This is a genomic window from Xenorhabdus indica (assembly GCF_014467235.1).
In the GTDB taxonomy this organism is placed as follows: Bacteria; Pseudomonadota; Gammaproteobacteria; order Enterobacterales; family Enterobacteriaceae; genus Xenorhabdus; species Xenorhabdus indica.
Genome location: NZ_NKHP01000024.1, coordinates 32,654 through 54,794 on the forward strand (window position 1 = coordinate 32,654; position 22,141 = coordinate 54,794).

The window sequence follows — 22,141 nt, forward strand, 5'->3', positions numbered from 1 at the left end:
GAAATGCATGGGACTGTGGAGACACAACCATTGTTAAATCGAGGAATGAAGGCAGTTTTATTATCCCAGTTTCTGTCTGCTTTTGCTGATAATGCACTATTCTTCGCTATATTAGCTCAATTGAAGGCTGAGTCGTATCCGGGATGGAGCTTGCCAGCCCTACAAATTGTTTTCGTGCTGACTTATATTGTACTCGCTCCCTTTGTGGGGCAAATTGCTGATCGGTTTTCGAAAGGCCGGGTTATGCTCTTTTCCAATGGCATCAAATTACTGGGTGCTGTCAGTATCTGCATTGATATGAACCCTTTTCTGGGATATACCCTTGTGGGAATTGGAGCAGCAGCTTATTCACCTGCTAAATATGGAATCTTGGGCGAATTGACTGATGGTGCGCATTTGGTTAAAGCTAATGGCATGATGGAAGCATCAACAATTGCAGCGATTCTGATTGGTTCTGTAGCAGGTGGCTTTCTCTCTGATTTCAATCTGTTTCTTGCATTAGGGCTATGCGCTTTTATGTATAGTGCAGCTGTGGTAGCTAATTTCTATATTCCTCGTTTGGCGGCAGCCCGCCAGGGGAAAGGTTGGGCTCCTAAAGCAATGCTGGTGGATTTTATTGTTGTTACTTCTGCCCTTTGGCGAAACCCCGAAACCCGTTTCTCTTTAGTTGGAACTAGCCTGTTCTGGGGAGCTGGTGTTACCCTTCGCTTTTTGTTGGTTGCATGGGTACCTATCGTACTGGGAATTGAAGGTAATACAACGCCAACCTTGATGAATGCAGTTGTTGCGATTGGTATTATTGTAGGAGCGGGTTTGGCTGCAAGGTTTATTACATTGAAAACTGTGCGTCGCTGTATGCCTGCCGGAATTTTGATCGGTGTTATTGTTATCATTTTTGCCATTCAACAATCAATATGGCATTCATACTTAATCCTGATTACGCTTGGTGTGTTTGGTGGTCTTTTCGTCGTGCCATTGAATGCATTGTTGCAGGAACATGGGAAGCATGAAATGGGAGCCGGTAAAGCTGTTGCGGTACAGAATCTTGGTGAAAACAGCGCAATGCTGATTATGTTAGGACTGTACTTAATTTCCATCATGTCAGGAATGTCCGTCATTGCTATAGGTGTTGGGTTTGGTATCTTATTTTCTTTGGCAATCGGCGGGTTGTGGATTTGGGATCTGTTTCAGAAAAATTAATTTCTTATAGAGTTAAAGGCGTACTATGGATGAAAAAATCCTGAATCAGCTTAGTATTGAACTTGGGAAAAGGTTACGCCAGAAACAATTATCCATAACCTGTGCAGAATCCTGCACAGGAGGATGGATCGCTAAGACGATCACAGATATTGCTGGTAGTTCAGCCTATTTTAATCGTGGTTTTGTAACTTACAGTAATGATGCCAAGCATGAAATGCTGGGAGTATCGCATGTGTCTCTGGCTCAGTTTGGCGCAGTCAGTGAGCAGGTTGTTAAAGAAATGGCTTCAGGGGCGTTGGAAGTCGCTAAAGCAGATTTTGCTATTTCAGTCAGTGGCGTAGCAGGGCCAGACGGTGGCAGCGAAGAAAAACCAGTAGGTACAGTCTATTTTGGGTTTGCTGTTCGTGATGGTGAAAATATATACATGAAATCATATCGTCGGCTTTTTATTGGTGATCGTTACTCTGTACGGCTTCAGTCAGTTATTTTTTCTTTAAAAACATTGCTGGAAGAAATCATAAAAAATTAACTTGATGCTGTATGATTATACAGTATAATTGGTTTCAGCACTTTGATTATATAAACATGGTATCAGAAACAGTTTATCAGCAGTGGGGCAGCCCCTTCACTTCATTGCTTACGAAGGAGTAAACATGGCTAACGATGAAAACAAACAAAAAGCACTAGCAGCGGCACTGGGCCAAATTGAAAAACAATTTGGTAAAGGTTCTATCATGCGTCTGGGCGAAAACCGTTCAATGGATGTTGAAACCATTTCTACTGGTTCACTGTCACTAGATATTGCTTTAGGTGCGGGCGGTTTGCCAATGGGGCGTATTGTTGAAATATACGGGCCTGAATCGTCTGGTAAAACAACGCTAACCCTTCAGGTTATTGCTGCTGCTCAGCGTGAAGGCAGAACATGTGCTTTTATTGATGCCGAACATGCCCTTGATCCGGTTTATGCCAAAAAATTGGGTGTGGATATTGATAACTTACTGTGTTCTCAGCCTGATACTGGTGAACAAGCGTTAGAAATTTGTGATGCTTTGTCACGTTCTGGTGCCGTTGATGTTATTGTGGTTGATTCTGTTGCTGCGTTGACACCAAAAGCAGAAATCGAAGGTGAAATCGGTGATTCACATATGGGGCTGGCGGCTCGTATGATGAGCCAGGCTATGCGTAAGCTGGCAGGAAACCTGAAAAACTCCAATACATTGCTGATCTTTATTAACCAGATTCGTATGAAAATTGGTGTGATGTTTGGTAATCCAGAAACCACAACCGGTGGCAACGCACTCAAATTCTATGCATCTGTTCGTCTGGACATCCGTCGTACTGGCTCTGTGAAAAACAGCGATGAAGTTGTCGGCAGCGAAACTCGTGTGAAGGTCGTTAAGAACAAAGTTGCTGCACCTTTTAAACAAGCTGAATTCCAAATCCTGTATGGTGAAGGTATTAATACTTATGGTGAGCTTATCGACCTGGGTGTTAAACACAAAATGGTGGAAAAAGCGGGGGCATGGTATAGCTATAACGGCGACAAAATTGGTCAGGGTAAAGCTAATGCCACAATTTACCTGAAAGAGCATCCAGAAGTTGCATCTGAACTGGATAAAAAACTGCGTGAATTGCTGTTGAATAATGCAGGTGGATTCAGTAGCGCTGCTTCTGATTATGTCACTGATTATGAAGACAACGTCGAAGAAGTGAATAACGAAGAATTTTAATCACTTTTCACTTTGTGATCATCACAAATTGTTTCCGTCAAAAACCACATCCGGTTTGGGTGTGGTTTTTGCTTTTATGTAGGCATAAATACGATTGGAAATGATTGTATCGAAACTGGTCTGACAAACAGACTTTCAGAAAATGTCCAGACGAATTACAATGCTGAAAAGCGAATGGATTTATATGGGATTTTACTTCTTATGGAAGACACTCTATCTTAACCCTATTTTAATGTGTTCGTGAGTTGAAATGGTGATGAGATATTCCACCTCAACCATCCATTATTCTGTTTTTTCAGCTTGATTTCGGGACAATTATGAGCAAAAGCACCGCTGAGATCCGTCAAGCGTTTCTTGACTTTTTTCACACTAAAGGGCACCAAATAGTACCAAGTAGTTCGTTGGTGCCAACCAATGATCCAACATTGTTGTTCACCAACGCGGGAATGAACCAATTCAAAGATGTTTTTCTTGGGTTGGATAAAAGGCCTTATACTCGAGCAACAACGGCTCAGCGCTGTGTTCGTGCTGGCGGCAAGCACAACGATTTAGAAAATGTTGGTTATACCGCTCGTCATCACACTTTCTTTGAAATGTTGGGTAATTTCAGTTTTGGTGATTACTTCAAGCAAGATGCGATTAAATACGCTTGGGAATTGCTGACAGGAGCAGAGTGGTTCAATCTGCCAAAAGAGAAATTGTGGGTGACTGTCTATGAGACAGACGATGAAGCCTACAATATCTGGAGCAAAGAAGTCGGTGTTCCAGCAGAAAGAATTATTCGCATTGGTGATAATAAAGGTGCTCCTTATGCGTCAGATAACTTCTGGCAAATGGGGGATACAGGCCCTTGTGGTCCTTGTACAGAAATTTTTTACGATCACGGTGAACATATTTGGGGTGGGCCTCCAGGTAGTCCTGAAGAAGACGGTGACAGATATATTGAAATCTGGAATATCGTTTTCATGCAGTTTAACCGTCATGCAGACGGTACAATGGAATCTTTGCCAAAACCTTCCGTTGATACCGGCATGGGCTTGGAGCGTTTGGCTGCGGTATTGCAGCATGTGAATTCCAACTATGAAATTGATGCGTTCCGTGATTTGATCGCTACAGTAGCAGAAGTGACGGGTGCAACTGATCTCACTAATAAATCCCTACGTGTTATTGCTGACCATATCCGTTCATGCTCATTCCTGATTTGCGATGGTGTTATTCCATCGAATGAGAATCGGGGTTATGTGCTTCGTCGTATCATTCGCCGTGCTATTCGTCATGGCAATATGTTGGGAGCTAAAGAGACATTCTTCTATAAGCTGGTTGCTCCATTGATCAAAATTATGGGGGCAGCAGGTGAAGAACTGCAACGTCAACAGTCATTAGTTGAGCAGGTATTAAAAACAGAAGAAGAGCAATTTGCCCGTACTTTGGAACGTGGCCTGCAATTACTGGATGAAGAACTGGCGCAACTGTCTGGTGATACCTTAGATGGTGAAACTGCTTTCCGCTTATATGACACCTATGGCTTCCCTCTTGATTTGACTGCGGATGTTTGTCGTGAACGCAATATTAAGGTTGATGAAGCGGGCTTTGAGATTGCAATGGATAGTCAGCGTCGTCGTGCTCGTGAATCCAGTGGTTTTGGTACTGATTACAATGAAGTAATCAAAGTTGATAGCCACAGCGATTTTTCTGGTTATGAACATAACTCTCAAAAAGCGGCTGTAACGGCTATTTATCGCCATGGAGAGCCAGTTGAGCAACTTCATGCTGGTGAAGAAGCGATCGTTATACTTGATAAGACGGCCTTCTATGCTGAATCTGGCGGACAAGTCGGGGATACAGGCAAGCTCTTCTGCGGTGAAAGTACATTTGAAGTTGTTGATACCCAGAAATATGGTCAGGCAATTGGTCATATTGGTAAATTGACAAATGGTAGTCTGAGCGTTAATGGTACAGTTGATGCCAAAGTTAATGCAGTGCGCAGAGATACAATTCGTTTGAACCACTCTGCTACTCACTTATTACATGCAGCATTGCGTCAAATTCTGGGAGAGCATGTTTCTCAGAAAGGTTCTTTGGTAAATGATAAGTATCTGCGTTTTGACTTCTCCCATTTTGAAGCAATGAAGCCAGAACAAATTCGTCAAGTAGAAAATCTGGTAAATGGAGAAATTCGCAAAAATTTACCAATTGTTACAGAATTAATGGACTTGGAAACAGCAAAAGCCAAAGGTGCTATGGCACTATTTGGTGAAAAGTATGATGAGCAAGTACGTGTATTGAGCATGGGCGATTTTTCTACTGAGTTGTGTGGTGGAACTCATGCAAGTCGTACCGGTGATATCGGGTTGTTCCGTATTATCAGTGAATCAGGCACAGCCGCTGGGATCCGCCGTATAGAAGCAGTTACAGGGCAAACTGCACTAAATTCTATTTATCAACAAACTGAATTATTGCAAGATATAGCTCATTTGGTGAAGGGGGATATCAGTAGTCTGAGTGAGAAGGTGAAAACGACGCTGGATAGAACGAAACAATTGGAAAAGGAGTTGCAACAGTTGAAATCTCAGCAGGCAGCTCAAGAAAGCTCTTCTTTGGCTAACCAAGCGAAAGATATCCAAGGTATTCGTCTACTGGTGACACAGTTGGGTGAAGTTGAACCCAAAATGCTCAGAACGATGGTTGATGATCTGAAAAATCAATTAGGATCAGCAATTATTGTGCTTTCTACTGTGACTGGTGATAAAGTCTCCCTAATTGTTGGTATAACAAAGGATTTGACTGCTAGAATAAAAGCGGGTGATTTAATCTCTTTTGTTGCCCAACAAGTTGGAGGTAAAGGAGGAGGACGTCCTGATCTGGCTCAGGCTGGTGGGACAGATGTAGCAGCTCTTCCTTCCGCATTAGCTAGTGTAGAAGAGTGGGTAATATTGCGGTTGTAGTTAATATCGCCGTGATAGTAGTGGCACCATGAAACTATTTTTATGGTGCCAAATGTTTTTTGTTGTGAAATTGTTGAAACGTTGGGCACATACTTATATTTTAGCTATCCTATAGATATAGGAAATGTGTTCAAAACTGCTTATGCTTTAAGTAGATATCATAGCTTTACGTTTTCACGGTGTTTGATGGATAATAGCGGGGAAACCTAGAGACCCGACTCTTTTAAATTTTCAAGGAGCAAAGAATGCTTATTCTGACTCGTCGAGTTGGTGAAACGCTCATGATAGGCGATGAGGTAACAGTTACAGTACTGGGAGTTAAAGGCAACCAAGTTCGAATTGGTGTGAATGCACCCAAGGAAGTTTCTGTTCACCGTGAAGAAATTTATCAACGGATTCAGGCAGAGAAGTCTCAGCCTACAACTTTTTAATTCAAGAATGGCGTCCATGCTTTTTTAAACTTGGGCGCTACTCTACTTCCTCCCTTTCTTTATGAACCACATGGTTTATCCTTTTTTGTTACCTTAATTCTATTTTCCCACATTTTTTTATTTTCTATCTGTTGAAAAGACATCATTCATGATGTCATAGAAGTGAATAATTTTTTCCATCAATTTTTACGCATCTCAGGGAATTTCACTGTCGATAAAACAGACTTTTAGATGTTAATCTCATCATTATGTGCGCAAAGTATTCAAATAAAAAAAAGTTGCGAAAAATTGTTTGACTTATCAGGCTGGGAAAGTAATATGTGCGCCATCGCAACGACGACGAGCTTTAAGAAAAGCTTCTGAGTAAGCCTCAGAAGTAAAGATTCAAAAAGTTTTGAGGTGAGAACTTCAAGTCTAGAGCTTAAGTCAAGAGTTTTAAAGCGTATGGTGAGGTGGCCGAGAGGCTGAAGGCGCTCCCCTGCTAAGGGAGTATGTGGTTAAGAGCTGCATCGAGGGTTCGAATCCCTCCCTCACCGCCATTTTACAACGCATCCGTAGCTCAGCTGGATAGAGTACTCGGCTACGAACCGAGCGGTCGGAGGTTCGAATCCTCCCGGATGCGCCACTTTAAACACCGCGATTTATTAGGTATCTCAATTCTGAAAAATTAGGCAGTCAATAGCGCCTGAACAGAACATAGAAAACCGACAACGCATCCGTAGCTCAGCTGGATAGAGTACTCGGCTACGAACCGAGCGGTCGGAGGTTCGAATCCTCCCGGATGCGCCACTTTAAACACCGCGATTTATTAGGTATCTCAATTCTGAAAAATTAGGCAGTCAATAGCGCCTGAACAGAACATAGAAAACCGACAACGCATCCGTAGCTCAGCTGGATAGAGTACTCGGCTACGAACCGAGCGGTCGGAGGTTCGAATCCTCCCGGATGCGCCACTTTAAACACCGCGATTTACTAGGTATCTCAATTCTGAAAAGTTAGGCAGTCAATAGCGCCTGAACAGAACATAAAAAACCGACAACGCATCCGTAGCTCAGCTGGATAGAGTACTCGGCTACGAACCGAGCGGTCGGAGGTTCGAATCCTCCCGGATGCGCCATTTTGAGTAAACCCCTGTCTTATTAAGACAGGGGTTTTTCATTTTTATTCTGCTATACATTATATTTTCTTTACCATTCGACGATTATAATTCGTTCAATAACATATCATCAGGACTATGTAATCAGCGACAACTTGACTTGTTTGATATAAAGTAAACGCTCAGTAATAATCTTCTTAAAACTCCACGGGAGGTCAAATTGATCCCGGATGTATCAAAAGCATTGTCATGGTTAGAGGCAAACCCTACCGTTTTAGATGGTATTTGTCGCGGTGTTGAACGTGAAACTTTGCGTGTTACTCCAGATGGTCATTTAGCTATGACAAAGCATCCAGAACCACTTGGTGCTTCCTTAACACATAAATGGATTACAACCGATTTTGCTGAATCTTTATTGGAGTTTATTACTCCTGTTGATAGTGATATAAAAAGAACCCTTGATTTTCTTAAAGATTTACATCGATATACTGCGAAAAATCTGATAAATGAAAAAACCTGGCCTTTGAGTATGCCATGCTTCATTGATAAAGAAGAAGACATCACTCTGGCGCAATATGGCAAGTCCAATATAGGGCGCTTTAAGACCCTGTATAGAGAGGGATTGAAAAATCGTTATGGTGCATTAATGCAAACTATCTCTGGCGTGCACTATAATTTTTCATTGCCGATAAGTTTCTGGCAGGCGTGGTTAGGTGTAAAAGATGCTGAAAGCGGAAAAGAACAAATTTCGGACGGATATTTTAAACTGATCCGTAATTATTACCGATTTGGTTGGGTAATCCCTTATTTGTTTGGTGCATCCCCGGCGATTTGCTCTTCATTTTTACGTGGAAGAGATACTGCGCTATCCTTTGAACAGACCGAAAAAGGAACTAGTTACTTACCTTATGCGACTTCTTTGAGGATGAGTGATTTGGGGTATACCAACAAATCACAGAGTGATCTGAATATTACTTTCAACAATCTTCATACGTATGTTGCGGGCTTGAAAAACGCAATTCATAAGCCATCAGCAGAATTTGCAGATCTGGGGCTTAAAAAAGAGGGTAAATACCTACAACTCAATACCAATGTTCTTCAAATAGAAAATGAACTATATGCACCGATACGTCCTAAACGGGTAACCGGAGAAGGGGAATCACCTTCCGATGCTTTACTTCGTGGTGGTGTAGAATATATAGAAGTTCGTTCTCTGGACATAAACCCGTTCACAGCGATTGGTGTTGATGAAACACAGCTCCGTTTTCTCGATCTATTCTTGATATGGTGTGCTGTCGCGGATTCACCTGAAATGAGCGATGAAGAGTTGGACTGTTGTCGTAAAAATTGGAATAAGGTGATCCTGGAAGGACGCAGACCAAACTTGGATATTGGTATTGGCTGTGGAGCGAAGCAGCAGCCACTGAAGATAGTTGGACAAGAGTTATTCGCAGATTTAGAGCGTGTCGCTGAGGTTTTGGATAGTTGCTCTGGAACGCAATATCAGTCAGTCTGTAGAGAGTTGGTTGGTATGTTTGAGGATCCATCATTAACATTTTCAGCTCGTGTATTAGATCGAATGAAAACTCAAGGGATTGTTGGCTTTGGTCTAGAACTGGCAAACAAGTATTATCTGGAACTGGTCAATGAACCGTATAGTATATTGAATGATGAGCGTTTTTCTGTGGAACGTAAAGTTTCGGTAGAACGGCAACATTATCTGGAGCAACAAGACAGCATAAGTTTTGAAGATTATCTAAAATTACATGCTGAGTCTTAGAAAAGAAAAATGGCCACCATTTGGTGGCCGAAACTAAATAAAGTCTCTTAGAAAAATAAGGATGATAACAATTTTGCGCGTCTTCATATCTTAAGACCAGCCGTAAATAAAAAGGTTTCATCTATTTGAAAAAATTTTTGCAAAAAATCTGATGCCTGAGGAGGTAGGATCATGCCTTTATTGGACAGTTTTACAGTTGACCATACCCGGATGTCTGCGCCAGCCGTTAGAGTTGCTAAGACGATGAAAACACCCCATGGTGATACTATCACGGTATTTGACTTACGCTTTTGCATTCCTAACAAAGAGGTCATGCCGGAAAGGGGAATTCATACACTTGAACATTTGTTTGCCGGTTTTATGCGTAACCATCTGAATGGTGATGGTGTTGAAATTATCGACATTTCTCCAATGGGATGCCGTACTGGTTTTTACATGAGCTTGATTGGTGCACCAGTTGAACTTAGAGTAGCGGAAGCTTGGAAAGCCGCTATGGCTGATGTATTGAAAGTTCAGGATCAGAAGCAAATCCCTGAGTTGAATATTTATCAATGTGGTACGTATCAGATGCACTCTCTGCAAGAAGCACAGGATATCGCTCGCCACATTCTTGATGCAGATGTTCGTATTAACCAAAATGATGAACTGGCTTTGCCGGAAGAAAAACTGGTTGAATTACAAGTGTAGTAGAACGGTGCTAATTTGTTGTAATGTTTTTTGAAAAGCATTTTTTCAAGGAATTATAACTGATATTGCATACGATACTGGCCGTAAAAATTTTGTTTTACGGCCAGATTTGCAACTTTGAGTTATTCTTTACTGGATTTTAATACTTTCTCTTTTTCCTGTTTCATCGGAATTACACGTACCTTTTTAATAACATTGTCATTCACAGAAAGAATTTCAAAATCGTACTCATTAATTTGTACCTGAACATTCAATTCGGGGATCTCGCCCAACTCTTCCAGGATCATACCATTCACTGTTCTTGGCCCGTCAGCGGGTAATGTCCAGCCAAATGCTTTGTTTAACTCACGGATATTGGCGGTGCCATCAACTAAAACAGTGCCATCACTTTGTGGTAAGACTTCTTCTGCCAGAGTAGGAGACATAGAAGTGGTAAATTCTCCGACAATTTCTTCCAAAATATCTTCTACAGTGACTAATCCTTGGATATCGCCATACTCATCAACGATTAAGCCTGCTTTTTCTTTATTACGTTGGAAGTTAACTAACTGGGTATTCAATGGAGTACTAACGGGAATGAAGTAAATTTTATCTGCTGCTTTGATCAAGTTCTTTTTCGTGAATTCCTTTTTCTCCATCATCAGACGATAGGCTTCACGTACTCGTAGCATACCAATAGCATCATCCAGAGAATTCCGGTACAACACTATTCTGCCGTGTGGTGAATGAGTCAATTGCCGTATAACAGATTTCCAGTCACCGTTAATATCAATTCCAACAATCTCATTACGGGGCACCATGATGTCGCCAACGGTGACTTTTTCAAGATCCAGTATTGAGATAAGCATATCCTGATTGCGGCGCGAGAGATGGGTGTTTGATTCATTCACAATCGTCCGAAGCTCATCTTTGCTAACCGCATCATTGCGAATGTCGGAAACTTTGATCCCCAGACAACGCATAAACAGCAAAGTAATCTTGTTAAATGCCCAAACGAGAGGCAGCATGATCTTTTGTAAAGGTCGCAGCAGAAAGCTGCTTGGGAATGCAATTTTTTCCGGGTAGAGCGCTGCGATAGTCTTGGGCATAACTTCAGCAAAAACCAGAATCACGAAGGTCAGTATACCGGTTGCAATCGCAACCCCTGCGTCACCATAAAGGCGCATGCCAACAATGGTAGCCAATGAAGATGCCAAGATATTGACAAGGTTATTACCGATCAGAATCAGGCTGATTAGCCTGTCAGGATGGCTGAGTAGTGATTCGACTCTCCGCGCGGAATTGCTACCTTGTTTTGCCAAATGACGTAAGCGATAACGGTTTATTGTCATCATGCCAGTTTCTGAGGCAGAAAAGTAGGCAGAAATGATAACCATGATGACAAGAATAATAATTAATGTGCCTGTTGAGACATGCTCCAAAGCAGAATTCCTTCCTAATGTTTATATAAACTGGCTACAGTGATTGTTTACTGCTTAATAAATCAAGAATTCCTGTAATAACCGATTGCCGAAAAAAGCAAGCGTCAGGATAAATGCACCAATCAGATTGAACCAAATGACACGTTTGCCGCGCCATCCTTCATGATAGTGTCCCCAGAGCAGGATGACGTAGATAAACCATGCAATGATAGACAAAACCGATTTATGCATATTTTCTTTATTGAAAATATCATCCATATACATGATGCCTGTACATAACGTCAATGTTAGTAAGATTACGCCAATTTGGGTAATGCGAAACATTTTGCGTTCAATGGCCATTAATGGAGGCATGCCAGAAGAAAAAGTCAGTTTTTTCTTTTTCAGTCGATAATCCAGCCAACCAACCTGTAATGCATAAAGTGCGGCAATAAGTAGAGTGGCATACCCAAGTAATGCTAACCCAATATGTATAAATAGCCCGATACTCTTCTCAAGATGTGTAATGAATTCTCCAGGCACCATACTGGCCAGAATCAAATTTATCATGGCAAAACTGTAAATAATGGGCAGTAAAAACCATGCACGGCCACGAAAGGCAACAATAGTCATAATAATGCAGACGAGTAAACTGACAATAGAGCCTAAATTCAATAGAGTTAGGTTTTGGCCACTGCTGACATGAAAAACCTGATACTTTAAGGCTATCGCATGGTTGATCAGTGCAACAGTTGCGAAAAATAGAGCCAGTTTTTGATAGCTGTTTTGTTGCCGTAATAAGCCCGGTACGATAAGCATCAGGCTAATGAGATAAGCAAGTAAGGCAATGATTGAAAATACCTGCATAAAGTTTTTCGTTTTCGCAATAGTGTTAGAAAAAGTGTTAGAGTTAATAGTGCTAAAGTTAACTCAAAATTCAAGTATACCGTCAGCAGAGATAGCCTCCAACCATTGTTAGCTATACTTGGGAATCTCTTTGCAGAGATTACATCATCATCGTGTTATAATCCGCTAAATTTGCCTTACAGGTAGACCCACTTGTAGATATCTGAGCTGAGACAATGTTTGATAATTTAACTGACAGACTATCGCGCACATTGCGCAATATCAGCGGTCGTGGACGGCTGACTGAAGATAATATTAAAGATACGCTGCGTGAAGTTCGCATGGCTTTACTTGAAGCAGATGTTGCATTGCCTGTAGTGCGTGATTTTATTTCAAGAGTCAAAGAAAGCGCGGTAGGGCACGAAGTTAATAAAAGTCTAACTCCTGGACAAGAATTCGTCAAAATTGTTCAAAATGAACTAGTGAAGGCGATGGGAGAGGTAAACAGCGAGCTAAATCTTGCTGTACAACCTCCCGCTGTGGTTCTTATGGCAGGTTTGCAAGGTGCTGGTAAAACAACCAGTGTTGCAAAATTGGGTAAGCTGCTAAAAGAAAAAAATAAGAAAAAAGTCTTGGTGGTTTCTGCTGACGTATACCGTCCGGCAGCGATCAAACAGCTTGAAACATTATCTGAAACTGTTGGAATTGATTTTTTCCCATCAGATCCGCAAGAAAAACCAGTTGATATTGTCAACAAAGCAATCCAACACGCTAAGTTGAGATTCTACGATGTGCTTTTGATCGATACCGCAGGACGTCTGCATGTCGATGAAGCCATGATGGATGAAATTAAAGAAGTTCACGCTGCGGTTAATCCTATCGAAACATTGTTTGTTGTCGATGCAATGACGGGGCAGGATGCTGCGAATACAGCAAAAGCATTTAATGAAGCACTGCCACTAACAGGGGTTGTTCTGACCAAAGTAGATGGTGATGCTCGTGGTGGTGCCGCTCTTTCTATTCGACATATCACAGGCAAGCCAATTAAATTCCTTGGTGTCGGTGAAAAAACTGATGCCTTGGAGCCTTTCCATCCTGATCGTATCGCATCCAGGATCCTGGGAATGGGGGATATGCTTTCACTGATTGAAGAGATTGAAAGTAAGGTTGACCGCACTCAAGCGGAAAAGCTGGCATCAAAACTGAAGAAAGGGGATGGTTTTGATTTAAATGATTTTCTCGAACAGCTTAAACAAATGCGCAATATGGGGGGCATGACAAGCATGTTGAGCAAAATGCCAGGTATGTCCCAGATCCCTGATGCTGTTAAATCCCAAATGGATGACAAAATTCTGGTTAAAATGGAAGCCATCATTAACTCAATGACCCGCAAAGAGCGTGAGAAACCAGAAATTATCAAAGGTTCACGCAAACGTCGTATCGCAATGGGGTCAGGTACACAGGTGCAGGATGTCAACCGCTTACTGAAACAGTTTGATGAAATGCAGCGCATGATGAAAAAGATGAAGAATGGTGGCCTGGCGAAAATGATGCGTGGCATGAAAGGTATGTTGCCACCTGGGCTTATGGGGCGATAATCAACAAAATTTCGAAAGAAAATGCTCTTTGGATTGCTTTTTGCGCCAAAGTGAGTAAAATTTTCGGGCTTTTTAATGGACAGCCGGACTCCATTCCTCGATGGAGTCTGGTTGTTTTGCTAACTAATGAGGATGTTATGGTAACAATTCGTTTAGCTCGTGGCGGCGCAAAAAAGCGTCCGTTTTATCAAGTAGTAGTGACTGACAGCCGCAATGCGCGTGATGGTCGCTTTATTGAGCGCGTTGGTTTCTTCAACCCTATCGCATCAGGGAAAGCTGAAGCTTTGCGTTTAGATCTGGACCGTATCGAACACTGGGTTGGTCTGGGTGCATCTGTGTCTGATCGTGTTGCTGCACTGATCAAAGACGCTAAAAAAGCAGCTTAATCTGTCGCGGTGGTAACAATGAGCAAACAATCTGGCCTGGAGCACCCTGTTGATCCAATCGTGTTGGGGAAACTGGGGTCAGCGTATGGCATACGTGGTTGGCTCAGAGTTTTTTCTTCCACCGAACAAGCCGAAGACATTTTTGAATATCAACCGTGGTTTATCCAGAGAGCTGGTCAATGGCAACACATTGAGCTGGAAACGTGGAAATACCACAATCAGGATATGATCATCAAAATCAAAGGTGTTGATGATCGGGAAGCTGCGAATTTACTCACTAACTGCGAATTAGTGGTGGATTCATCTAAATTACCAAAACTAGAAGCCGGTGATTATTATTGGAAAGACCTTATGGGGTGTCAGGTAATTAATACGGCTGGTTATAACCTTGGAACCGTCCAAGATATGATGGAAACAGGGTCTAACGATGTCATGGTAATAAAGGCAAACCTGAAAGATGCATTCGGTATCAAGGAGCGGTTAGTACCGTTTCTTGATGGGCAGGTTATCAAGAAAGTTGATCTAGCTACTAAAACTATTGAAGTAGATTGGGATCCTGGTTTTTAATCTCCGGTAAAACGGTTTAGGAGTGGGACGCTGTATGTGGATTGGGGTGATTAGCCTGTTTCCTGAAATGTTCCGCGCAATAACCGATTACGGGGTAACTGGTCGGGCAGTGAAAAATGGCCTGCTTAGTGTCGATTGCTGGAGTCCAAGGGATTTTACCTACGACAGGCATCGTACTGTAGATGATCGCCCTTATGGCGGTGGTCCAGGTATGCTGATGATGGTGCAACCATTAAGGGAAGCCATCCATGCAGCCAAAACTGCGGCAGGTATTGATGCAAAGGTGATTTATCTATCACCTCAAGGGCGCAAACTTGATCAACAGGGAGTTTGTGAACTGGCGGCAAACAAGAAATTAATTCTGGTTTGTGGTCGTTATGAAGGTATTGATGAGCGTGTCATCCAAACCGAAATTGACGAAGAATGGTCTATTGGTGATTACGTTCTCAGTGGGGGAGAAATCCCGGCTATGGCAATGATTGATTCTATATCTCGGTTTATTCCTGGAGTATTGGGTCGTCAGGCATCGGCAGAGGAAGACTCGTTTGCTGATGGGCTGTTGGATTGTCCGCATTATACCCGCCCTGAAGTGTTGGATGGGATGGAAGTTCCGCCTGTTTTACTATCAGGAAACCATGCAGAAATTAATCGCTGGCGCATGAAACAATCGCTTGGCCGCACTTGGTTAAGAAGGCCCGAACTTCTAGAAAACCTAGCTCTGACTGACGAGCAAAGGATGTTGCTGGCTGAATTCCAACGGGAATATCAGGATCAAGCAACGAATTAATCCAGACATATCCTTATGAAGGAATGTCTTTGATATATCAGTTTACCTAGGGTAAGAGAGTTATTATGAGCAATATTATTAAACAACTTGAACAAGAGCAGATGAAGCAAGACGTACCTTCATTCCGTTCGGGTGACACCGTGGAAGTTAAGGTATGGGTCGTTGAAGGTTCTAAAAAGCGCCTGCAGACATTCGAGGGCGTGGTTATCGCGATTCGTAACCGCGGTCTGCATTCTGCATTCACTGTTCGTAAGATTTCTAACGGCGAAGGCGTTGAGCGTGTATTCCAGACTCACTCCCCAGTCGTAGACAGCATCAGCGTTAAACGTCGTGGTGCTGTTCGCAGAGCTAAACTGTACTACCTGCGTGAGCGTTCTGGTAAGGCGGCTCGTATTAAAGAGCGTCTGAACGCTAAATAATACGCTTTTGCTACATCCGAAAGTTATCGTTAAAGGCCGGAATTTTTCCGGCCTTTTTATTTATCCGGTTTTTTGCAGAAAAATAAATAATCCGCAATCAGCGAGATATTTTTGTGAACTTTTTTATGTTATGAGCATACAGAGCCGATTACATAAAAGTACTCACTAAAATATACCCCACAGCACAAGCACTGCAGACACCAATCAAGCCCGGAACAAGGAAACTATGGTTGATGATAAATTTTCCGATCCTTGTTGTCCCGGAGCGGTCAAATCCAATACATGCTAGATCACTAGGGTAGGTGGGTAAAACAAAATAGCCGTAGGCCGCCGGGAAGAATGCGATTAAAAGTTTAGGATCAACACCAAGTTGTAATCCCATTGGCGCGATTGCAGTTAAAGCTGCGGCTTGGCTGTTAACCAACTTTGATACCAGGAACAATACTAACGCATAAGTCCAGGGGCTTGCTTGTACGACATCGTCTAATACCAGCTTCAGTGCGCCTAAATGGGTGTGGAAAAACGTATCACTCATCCATGCTACGCCAAAGACCGAGAAGATCGCAACCATTCCTGCTTTAAACACGGCACTATTGGCGATTTCACTGGTTTTGACCTTACATGTCATTAAGATAATAGAGCCAGCAATTAACATCATCATCTGGATAACCAGATTCATGGAAAGCGGTTTTAATTCTCCTTTGATTTCGAAAGAAGGGCGTAATTCTGTAAATGCACCAAACAATACTACTACTGCAATTGCAGCGAAGAAGATCCAGGTTGCTCTGTAAGCTTGTTTAGGAAATATTTGATCTAATAAGGTTTCTGAACTGCCATAGATAAACTCACGTTGTCTGGGATCTTTAATTTTTTCTTGGAATTCTTCATCCTTATCCAAATCTTTGCCACGACGCAAACTCCATAATGCAGCAAGTATTACTCCTGTCAGTGATGCAGGAATTGAAACTGCCAGAATTTCTAAGATTCCGTAAGTACGCCCAATACCATGACTGGCAGCAATAATTGACACTAAAGAAACAACGGCAACAGAAACGGGAGAAGCTGTGATTGCCATCTGAGAGGCAACAGAAGCAACAGCCATTGGACGTTCAGGGCGGATCCCTTTTTTTAAGGCAATATCACCGATGATTGGGAACATGGTATAGACCACATGACCAGTACCACAGAGGAACGTTAACATCCATGTCGTCAATGGAGCCAGGATAGTAATATGTTGCGGATGGCGGCGTAGAAGACGTTCAGCACATTGCATCATGACGTTTAGCCCGCCGGCAGTTTGCAACACGGATGCACAACCGATAACTGCAAGAATAGTGAGCATCACATCAACTGGTGGCTTACCTGGTTCCAATCCAAAAATAAATGTCAGTATAAAAAGTCCAATACCACTGATCAGCCCCAATCCCATGCCCGCATAACGCGTACCTATCAATAAGCATATAATTATTATGGCAAATTGCAGCGTTATCATATCTGTCCTTAATAAATGAGTAAGAAATAAAAGCTGATAATCAGCCGCTTTAAGCAGTGTTATTCAGCTATTCTTTATAAGTGTTGTTTTATAGTTTCAATCCAACACAAAAAAATACATATTAATATTATGAAAATACAAATATAAAAATGGGATTAAGATCTTATTTTTATCACATGATTTTTAAAGTAATTTATCTTCATTATAAATAAATCATGAATAGTAAATAAAATATTTCTATTGTGAATGATATTGTAAAATTTTATGATCTTGTTGTTAACATTAATGATATCTAATATATTTATTGTGAAAATTAAAATTTATTGAAATTATTAATATATTTATTAAATTTAATTACTGAAACAATATCGTGTAAACATTTATTTACGTTTTCGTAAAAAAATATAAACAATCGGATTGTATTCTTTACGAAGCATGGTATGTTATTTGCCAAACATCAAAAACAACGTTAAACAGACAAACAAAACAGGTATGAAAAATGATCATGCAAAAAGATGCGCTTAATAACATTCATATTCTTGATGAACAGATTCTTATTACACCAGAAGAGCTGAAGCAAAAATATCCATTGAGTAGCAGCGATCTGCATGCCATTACAAACGCACGTAATACTATTGCTAATATCATCCATCACAATGATCCTCGTTTGTTGGTAGTATGCGGCCCGTGTTCCATTCATGATGTAGAAGCTGCCCTTGATTATGCTCATCGCTTGAAATCACTTTCTGCCGAACTAAGTGATTGTCTGTATATTGTTATGCGCGTCTATTTTGAAAAACCCCGCACCACAGTTGGTTGGAAAGGTTTAATTAGTGATCCTTATATGGATGGATCATTTGATATGGATGCCGGATTACATATCGCCCGCCATTTATTACTGAACTTAGTAGAAATGGGATTGCCATTGGCAAATGAAGCTCTTGATCCTAATAATCCTCAATATTTGGGCGATCTTTTCAGTTGGTCAGCAATCGGAGCAAGAACAACAGAATCCCAGACTCATCGTGAGATGGCCTCAGGGTTATCTGTATCAGTAGGTTTTAAAAATGGCACTGATGGTAATTTAAATACGGCCATTAATGCCATGAAAGCCGCTGCTATGCCACATCGCTTTATGGGAATAAATCAGTCAGGCCAAGTTTGTCTGCTACAGACTCAGGGGAATCCGAATGGTCATGTAATCTTGCGTGGTGGGGTAGAACCTAATTATAGCCCTGAACATGTGTATGACTGCGAAAATCAAATGATTGGGGCGGGTTTGGTGCCATCATTGATGATTGATTGTAGTCATGGGAATTCTAATAAAGATTTTCGCCGCCAAAGCGTCGTAGTGGATTCTGTTGCTGAACAGATTATGGCCGGAAATCAATCCATTATTGGTATTATGTTGGAAAGCCATATTAATGAAGGGAATCAGTCTTCAGAATTACCTCGTTCTGAAATGCGATATGGAGTTTCAGTAACTGATGCTTGTATCAGTTGGCAAATGACTGAACAGTTATTAAGAAAGTTACATCGGCAAATCAAACCTCACTTATCAAAACGTAACATAATGATGCAACAGGCAGGATAATTGATATGGCAGCAGAATTATCTCAATTGCGGGAGCAAATTGATGAGGTAGATAAGGCTTTATTGAGCTTACTGGCTAAGCGCATGGCTCTGGTAGCGGAAGTGGGGGAAATTAAGAGTCAACTTGGCTTGCCTATTTATGCACCTGAACGGGAGGCCAGCATGTTGGCTTCTCGCCGTCAAGAAGCAGAAAAATTGGGGATCTCTCCAGACTTAATTGAAGATATTCTGCGCCGTATTATGCGGGAATCCTATGTTAGTGAAAATGATAAGGGGTTTAAAAAGCTCAACCTTCAAATGGGGCCTATCGTTATTGTTGGTGGTTCTGGGAAGATGGGAAGGTTATTTAATCGTTTGTTGACCTTGTCTGGTTATGAAGTTCGGATCCTTGAGGCAGATGATTGGGATCAGGCTGAACATATATTAGCTGATGCTGGTATGGTCATCGTCAGCGTACCAATCCATTTAACTGAAGCGATTATCCACCGATTACCACCTTTGCCAGAACAATGTATCTTAGTAGATTTGGCTTCTATTAAGCAGAAACCACTTCAGGCTATGCTTGATGTGCATAAAGGACCAGTTTTGGGATTACACCCGATGTTTGGGCCTGATGTGGGAAGTTTTGCTAAACAGGTTGTTGTTTACTGTGATGGATGCCAGCCAGAATCATATCAATGGTTTTTGGAACAAATATCGGTGTGGGGTGCACGATTACATAAAATCAGTGCGGAACAGCATGATAAAAATATGAGTTTTATTCAGGCATTACGTCACTTCACGACGTTTTCTTATGGCCGACATCTTGCACAAGAAAATATCGACTTACAGCAATTATTATCACTGTCTTCACCTATTTATCGGCTGGAACTCGCCATGGTTGGACGGTTATTTGCGCAAGATCCGCAGTTATATGCGGATATTATTATGTCCAGTCCTGAAAATATTGAGGTGATCCGTCGTTATCACCAGAGCTTCGGACAAGCCTTGGAATTACTGGAGAATAAGGACAAAACAGCGTTCATTACGAGTTTTAATCAGGTGAGTGAATGGTTTGGTGATGAGGCTAATCGATTTATGAAAGAAAGTAGAACGCTTTTACAGCAAGCCAATGATAGCCGGGTATAATAGCTTGAATATAGAGAAAGGAGACCGGATGTTGCCATCCGGTTTTCTATCTTAGAATGGATCTACTGTGATCACGTTTTCTGAGGGATAACTCCCCAATACTTTCAAGAAGCGAGTAATTTCAGATAGTTCCTTAAGCGCTTGTTGCATTTTCATAGAGCGCAAATTGGCCTGAACATCAATATAAAACATCTCTTCCCATGGTTTACCGTTTATTGGGCGTGACTCCAATTTACTCATAATAATATCGTGTTTTTTTAAGATAATGAGTGCATCGACCAGAGAACCTGCCTGTTGTCTTGTGTACATGATAAAAGTTGTCTTAGCGGGAACCTGATCTGATACTTCAATAGGTTTTTGGGCGACAACAATAAACCGAGTGCTGTTGTTTTGTTGGTTTGCCAGAGTATTTTCTAAAACCTGTAGACCGTAAAGCGCTCCCCCGGCTTCACTTCCCAATGCTGCTACTTCTGGGGAATTCAATTCGGTTACTTTCTGCATAGCAGCAGCTGTACTTTCACAGTAGACAATATTCCAGTCTGGAAATTGATTGAGGTATTGGCTGCATTGTTGGAAAGGTTGGGAATGGCTGTATACCGTCTTTATTTTCGAAGTATCACTTTCTTGGGCAACCAGTAAACAGTGGTTGATAGGTAGAGTGATCTCCCCGACCAAAGACAATGGGGTGTACTGTAATAGATCATAAACATCATTGATTGCTCCGGTACTGGTATTTTCGAGGGGCAGAATACCGTAATCCGCTTGACCAAGTTCCACTAATGAAAAGATATCTGCAAATTTGTGGCAGCTACATTCAATTAATTGATTGAAATGGCGTGCTGAAAATTGGCGAGCGGCAAGGTGAGAATAAGAGCCTCTGGGGCCAAGAAAGGTAATCCTGGCGGTATCATAAGGTGTTTGGTTCAGATGCTGTTGTAACAATGCTTGTTGTGTTAATACAGAATCTTCAATGATCATTTGGAACAAGCGGGTAATATAAAATCCGTCTAACCCTCGAGATTTACCTTTATTAATTAACACATCCAATAGTTCCCGTTCCCGGTTTTTATCTCTTATCGGGCGATGATCGAGAAGTTTGGTTTGTGCAATGTCGCTGGCCAATTGTCGGCGTTTTGCGAGTAGATCCAGTAAATCTGCATCAATATCGCTAATTTCTTGACGAAGGTTAATTAAATCTCGTTCCATAGTATATTCCTGACATTTTTATTATAGAAATAATTTTTATCTTTCAAATTACAGTTTTAAGTCTATTGGGTATATAAGTTGTGGCCTATAAAATAAAAAAACCTCCCATTGGTAGGGAGGTTTTTCTGTTCGTCTTCTTTTTATTTTTAAACGAAAAACCTCCTCATGGGAAGACAAAAAAGAAAAAGGAGAAGAACAAGGTAGCAATCATATCGTCTGTATGTATCTTATTTTTTGCAGAGTGAATAGTGTTCTTTAATTAACCTATTGGGCGAGGTATGTCAACATACCCGTTGTTTTTTTAAGTTGCAGTTTTATTCGTTATATCTTGGAATCCACGGGGTATCGAAAGGGGGTAAAGTCAGTAAAAACGCGCTCATTGAGCGCGCTAAGAAAATAAAAACGGTAGTTATATCTCTAAATTAAGATTGGACTCTTTCACACTATGATCTGCTCGGCGAGCTTCTCCTTTATGCTGAACTTTATTAAGTTGGCGTTCTAATTTTGTCAGCAACTCATTGATAGCTGCATACATATCTTCATGTTTGGCACTGGCAACTAATGTACCATTTGGTGTGCCGATTGTGGCATCAACCAGGAATCCTTGGGGTTCTTTTGAAAGTACAATATGTGGATTGATTAGATTAACTTGCCATTTATTCAACTTGTTTAGACGGTCTTCTACATGGCTACGAATTGCGGGGGTAATTTCCATTTGTTTACTGGTAATGTTTACTAACATATAGTTACCTCTTTATGTTACTCCGTCTTCGATGGTTTCAGCATAACGCTCTTTTACGGAAAAAGAATGATCTAAATCACTTTTATTCGGAGATTTAGAAGTGGATTG

19 protein-coding genes, 5 tRNA genes and 1 other annotated feature are annotated in these 22,141 nt (G+C 41.4%); of the genes, 19 read left to right on the forward strand and 5 right to left on the reverse strand.

Going from position 1 to position 22,141, the window contains the following annotated elements:
- Positions 1 to 3: 3 nt before the first annotated feature.
- From lplT to luxS, 12 genes are all read left to right on the forward strand, one after another.
- Positions 4 to 1,200 (forward strand): lysophospholipid transporter LplT, encoded by a 1,197-nt coding sequence (gene lplT, locus Xind_RS15905; RefSeq protein WP_047679749.1) that lies wholly within the window; start codon positions 4 to 6, stop codon positions 1,198 to 1,200.
- Between the two features lie 25 nt (positions 1,201 to 1,225).
- Entirely contained in the window at positions 1,226 to 1,729 is a 504-nt protein-coding gene (gene pncC / locus Xind_RS15910; RefSeq protein WP_047679747.1) for a nicotinamide-nucleotide amidase, read from the forward strand.
- A 124-nt stretch (positions 1,730 to 1,853) separates the two neighbouring features.
- Positions 1,854 to 2,930 carry a recombinase RecA gene (recA, locus tag Xind_RS15915; RefSeq protein ID WP_038263203.1) on the forward strand — a complete coding sequence of 359 codons (1,077 nt, stop codon included), beginning with the start codon at positions 1,854 to 1,856 and terminating at the stop codon, positions 2,928 to 2,930.
- Positions 2,931 to 3,247: 317 nt separating this feature from the next.
- Positions 3,248 to 5,875 carry an alanine--tRNA ligase gene (gene alaS / locus Xind_RS15920; protein WP_047679745.1) on the forward strand — a complete coding sequence of 876 codons (2,628 nt, stop codon included), beginning with the start codon at positions 3,248 to 3,250 and terminating at the stop codon, positions 5,873 to 5,875.
- A 245-nt stretch (positions 5,876 to 6,120) separates the two neighbouring features.
- Positions 6,121 to 6,306, forward strand: coding sequence for a carbon storage regulator CsrA (gene csrA / locus Xind_RS15925; protein ID WP_010845367.1), 186 nt, complete (start codon positions 6,121 to 6,123; stop codon positions 6,304 to 6,306).
- A gap of 446 nt (positions 6,307 to 6,752) precedes the next feature.
- Positions 6,753 to 6,845, forward strand: a tRNA-Ser gene (locus tag Xind_RS15930).
- A gap of 9 nt (positions 6,846 to 6,854) precedes the next feature.
- Positions 6,855 to 6,931 (forward strand) — tRNA-Arg (locus Xind_RS15935).
- An 87-nt stretch (positions 6,932 to 7,018) separates the two neighbouring features.
- Positions 7,019 to 7,095 (forward strand) — tRNA-Arg (locus Xind_RS15940).
- 87 nt (positions 7,096 to 7,182) lie between these two features.
- Positions 7,183 to 7,259: transfer RNA gene (locus tag Xind_RS15945), tRNA-Arg, on the forward strand.
- 87 nt (positions 7,260 to 7,346) lie between these two features.
- A tRNA-Arg gene (locus Xind_RS15950) sits at positions 7,347 to 7,423 on the forward strand.
- Positions 7,424 to 7,622: 199 nt separating this feature from the next.
- The gene (gene gshA, locus Xind_RS15955; RefSeq protein WP_047678726.1) at positions 7,623 to 9,182 is read left to right on the forward strand and encodes a glutamate--cysteine ligase; all 1,560 of its coding nucleotides are present in this window, start codon (positions 7,623 to 7,625) and stop codon (positions 9,180 to 9,182) included.
- 171 nt (positions 9,183 to 9,353) lie between these two features.
- The gene (luxS, locus tag Xind_RS15960) at positions 9,354 to 9,869 is read left to right on the forward strand and encodes an S-ribosylhomocysteine lyase (protein WP_047678723.1); all 516 of its coding nucleotides are present in this window, start codon (positions 9,354 to 9,356) and stop codon (positions 9,867 to 9,869) included.
- 122 nt (positions 9,870 to 9,991) lie between these two features.
- Here luxS and Xind_RS15965 read toward each other — a convergent pair whose 3' ends face one another.
- Both Xind_RS15965 and Xind_RS15970 read right to left on the reverse strand, forming a co-directional pair.
- Positions 9,992 to 11,290, reverse strand: a complete 1,299-nt coding sequence (locus Xind_RS15965; protein ID WP_047678720.1) for an HlyC/CorC family transporter — start codon at positions 11,288 to 11,290, stop codon at positions 9,992 to 9,994.
- 54 nt (positions 11,291 to 11,344) lie between these two features.
- Entirely contained in the window at positions 11,345 to 12,136 is a 792-nt protein-coding gene (locus tag Xind_RS15970) for a cytochrome C assembly family protein (protein WP_047678717.1), read from the reverse strand.
- 215 nt (positions 12,137 to 12,351) lie between these two features.
- Between Xind_RS15970 and ffh the strand changes: the two genes are divergently transcribed.
- The 5 genes from ffh (at position 12,352) to rplS (ending at position 15,872) form a co-directional block, all read left to right on the forward strand.
- The gene (ffh, locus tag Xind_RS15975; RefSeq protein ID WP_047678714.1) at positions 12,352 to 13,713 is read left to right on the forward strand and encodes a signal recognition particle protein; all 1,362 of its coding nucleotides are present in this window, start codon (positions 12,352 to 12,354) and stop codon (positions 13,711 to 13,713) included.
- A 137-nt stretch (positions 13,714 to 13,850) separates the two neighbouring features.
- Positions 13,851 to 14,099: a 30S ribosomal protein S16 gene (gene rpsP / locus Xind_RS15980; protein ID WP_047678711.1), complete on the forward strand. Its 249-nt coding sequence runs from the start codon at positions 13,851 to 13,853 to the stop codon at positions 14,097 to 14,099.
- An 18-nt stretch (positions 14,100 to 14,117) separates the two neighbouring features.
- The gene (rimM, locus tag Xind_RS15985) at positions 14,118 to 14,666 is read left to right on the forward strand and encodes a ribosome maturation factor RimM (RefSeq protein WP_047678708.1); all 549 of its coding nucleotides are present in this window, start codon (positions 14,118 to 14,120) and stop codon (positions 14,664 to 14,666) included.
- 34 nt (positions 14,667 to 14,700) lie between these two features.
- Entirely contained in the window at positions 14,701 to 15,453 is a 753-nt protein-coding gene (gene trmD, locus Xind_RS15990; RefSeq protein ID WP_047678705.1) for a tRNA (guanosine(37)-N1)-methyltransferase TrmD, read from the forward strand.
- A gap of 65 nt (positions 15,454 to 15,518) precedes the next feature.
- On the forward strand, positions 15,519 to 15,872 hold the full coding sequence (gene rplS / locus Xind_RS15995; RefSeq protein ID WP_047678702.1) for a 50S ribosomal protein L19: 354 nt from the start codon (positions 15,519 to 15,521) through the stop codon (positions 15,870 to 15,872).
- A gap of 148 nt (positions 15,873 to 16,020) precedes the next feature.
- On the opposite strand, the gene Xind_RS16000 is transcribed toward rplS, so the two are convergent.
- Positions 16,021 to 17,364, reverse strand: a complete 1,344-nt coding sequence (locus Xind_RS16000) for an anaerobic C4-dicarboxylate transporter (RefSeq protein WP_047678699.1) — start codon at positions 17,362 to 17,364, stop codon at positions 16,021 to 16,023.
- A gap of 499 nt (positions 17,365 to 17,863) precedes the next feature.
- Between Xind_RS16000 and Xind_RS16005 the strand changes: the two genes are divergently transcribed.
- The gene (locus tag Xind_RS16005; RefSeq protein ID WP_047678696.1) at positions 17,864 to 18,958 is read left to right on the forward strand and encodes a 3-deoxy-7-phosphoheptulonate synthase; all 1,095 of its coding nucleotides are present in this window, start codon (positions 17,864 to 17,866) and stop codon (positions 18,956 to 18,958) included.
- A 5-nt stretch (positions 18,959 to 18,963) separates the two neighbouring features.
- A complete protein-coding gene (tyrA, locus tag Xind_RS16010; RefSeq protein WP_047678694.1) occupies positions 18,964 to 20,085 on the forward strand; it encodes a bifunctional chorismate mutase/prephenate dehydrogenase in 1,122 nt (373 codons plus the stop codon).
- Positions 20,086 to 20,136: 51 nt separating this feature from the next.
- Here tyrA and pheA read toward each other — a convergent pair whose 3' ends face one another.
- Positions 20,137 to 21,291, reverse strand: a complete 1,155-nt coding sequence (gene pheA / locus Xind_RS16015) for a bifunctional chorismate mutase/prephenate dehydratase (protein WP_187649507.1) — start codon at positions 21,289 to 21,291, stop codon at positions 20,137 to 20,139.
- A 91-nt stretch (positions 21,292 to 21,382) separates the two neighbouring features.
- Positions 21,383 to 21,503, reverse strand: a sequence feature (Phe leader region).
- Between the two features lie 197 nt (positions 21,504 to 21,700).
- A complete protein-coding gene (raiA, locus tag Xind_RS16020) occupies positions 21,701 to 22,033 on the reverse strand; it encodes a ribosome-associated translation inhibitor RaiA (protein ID WP_047678690.1) in 333 nt (110 codons plus the stop codon).
- Positions 22,034 to 22,141 lie beyond the last annotated feature (108 nt).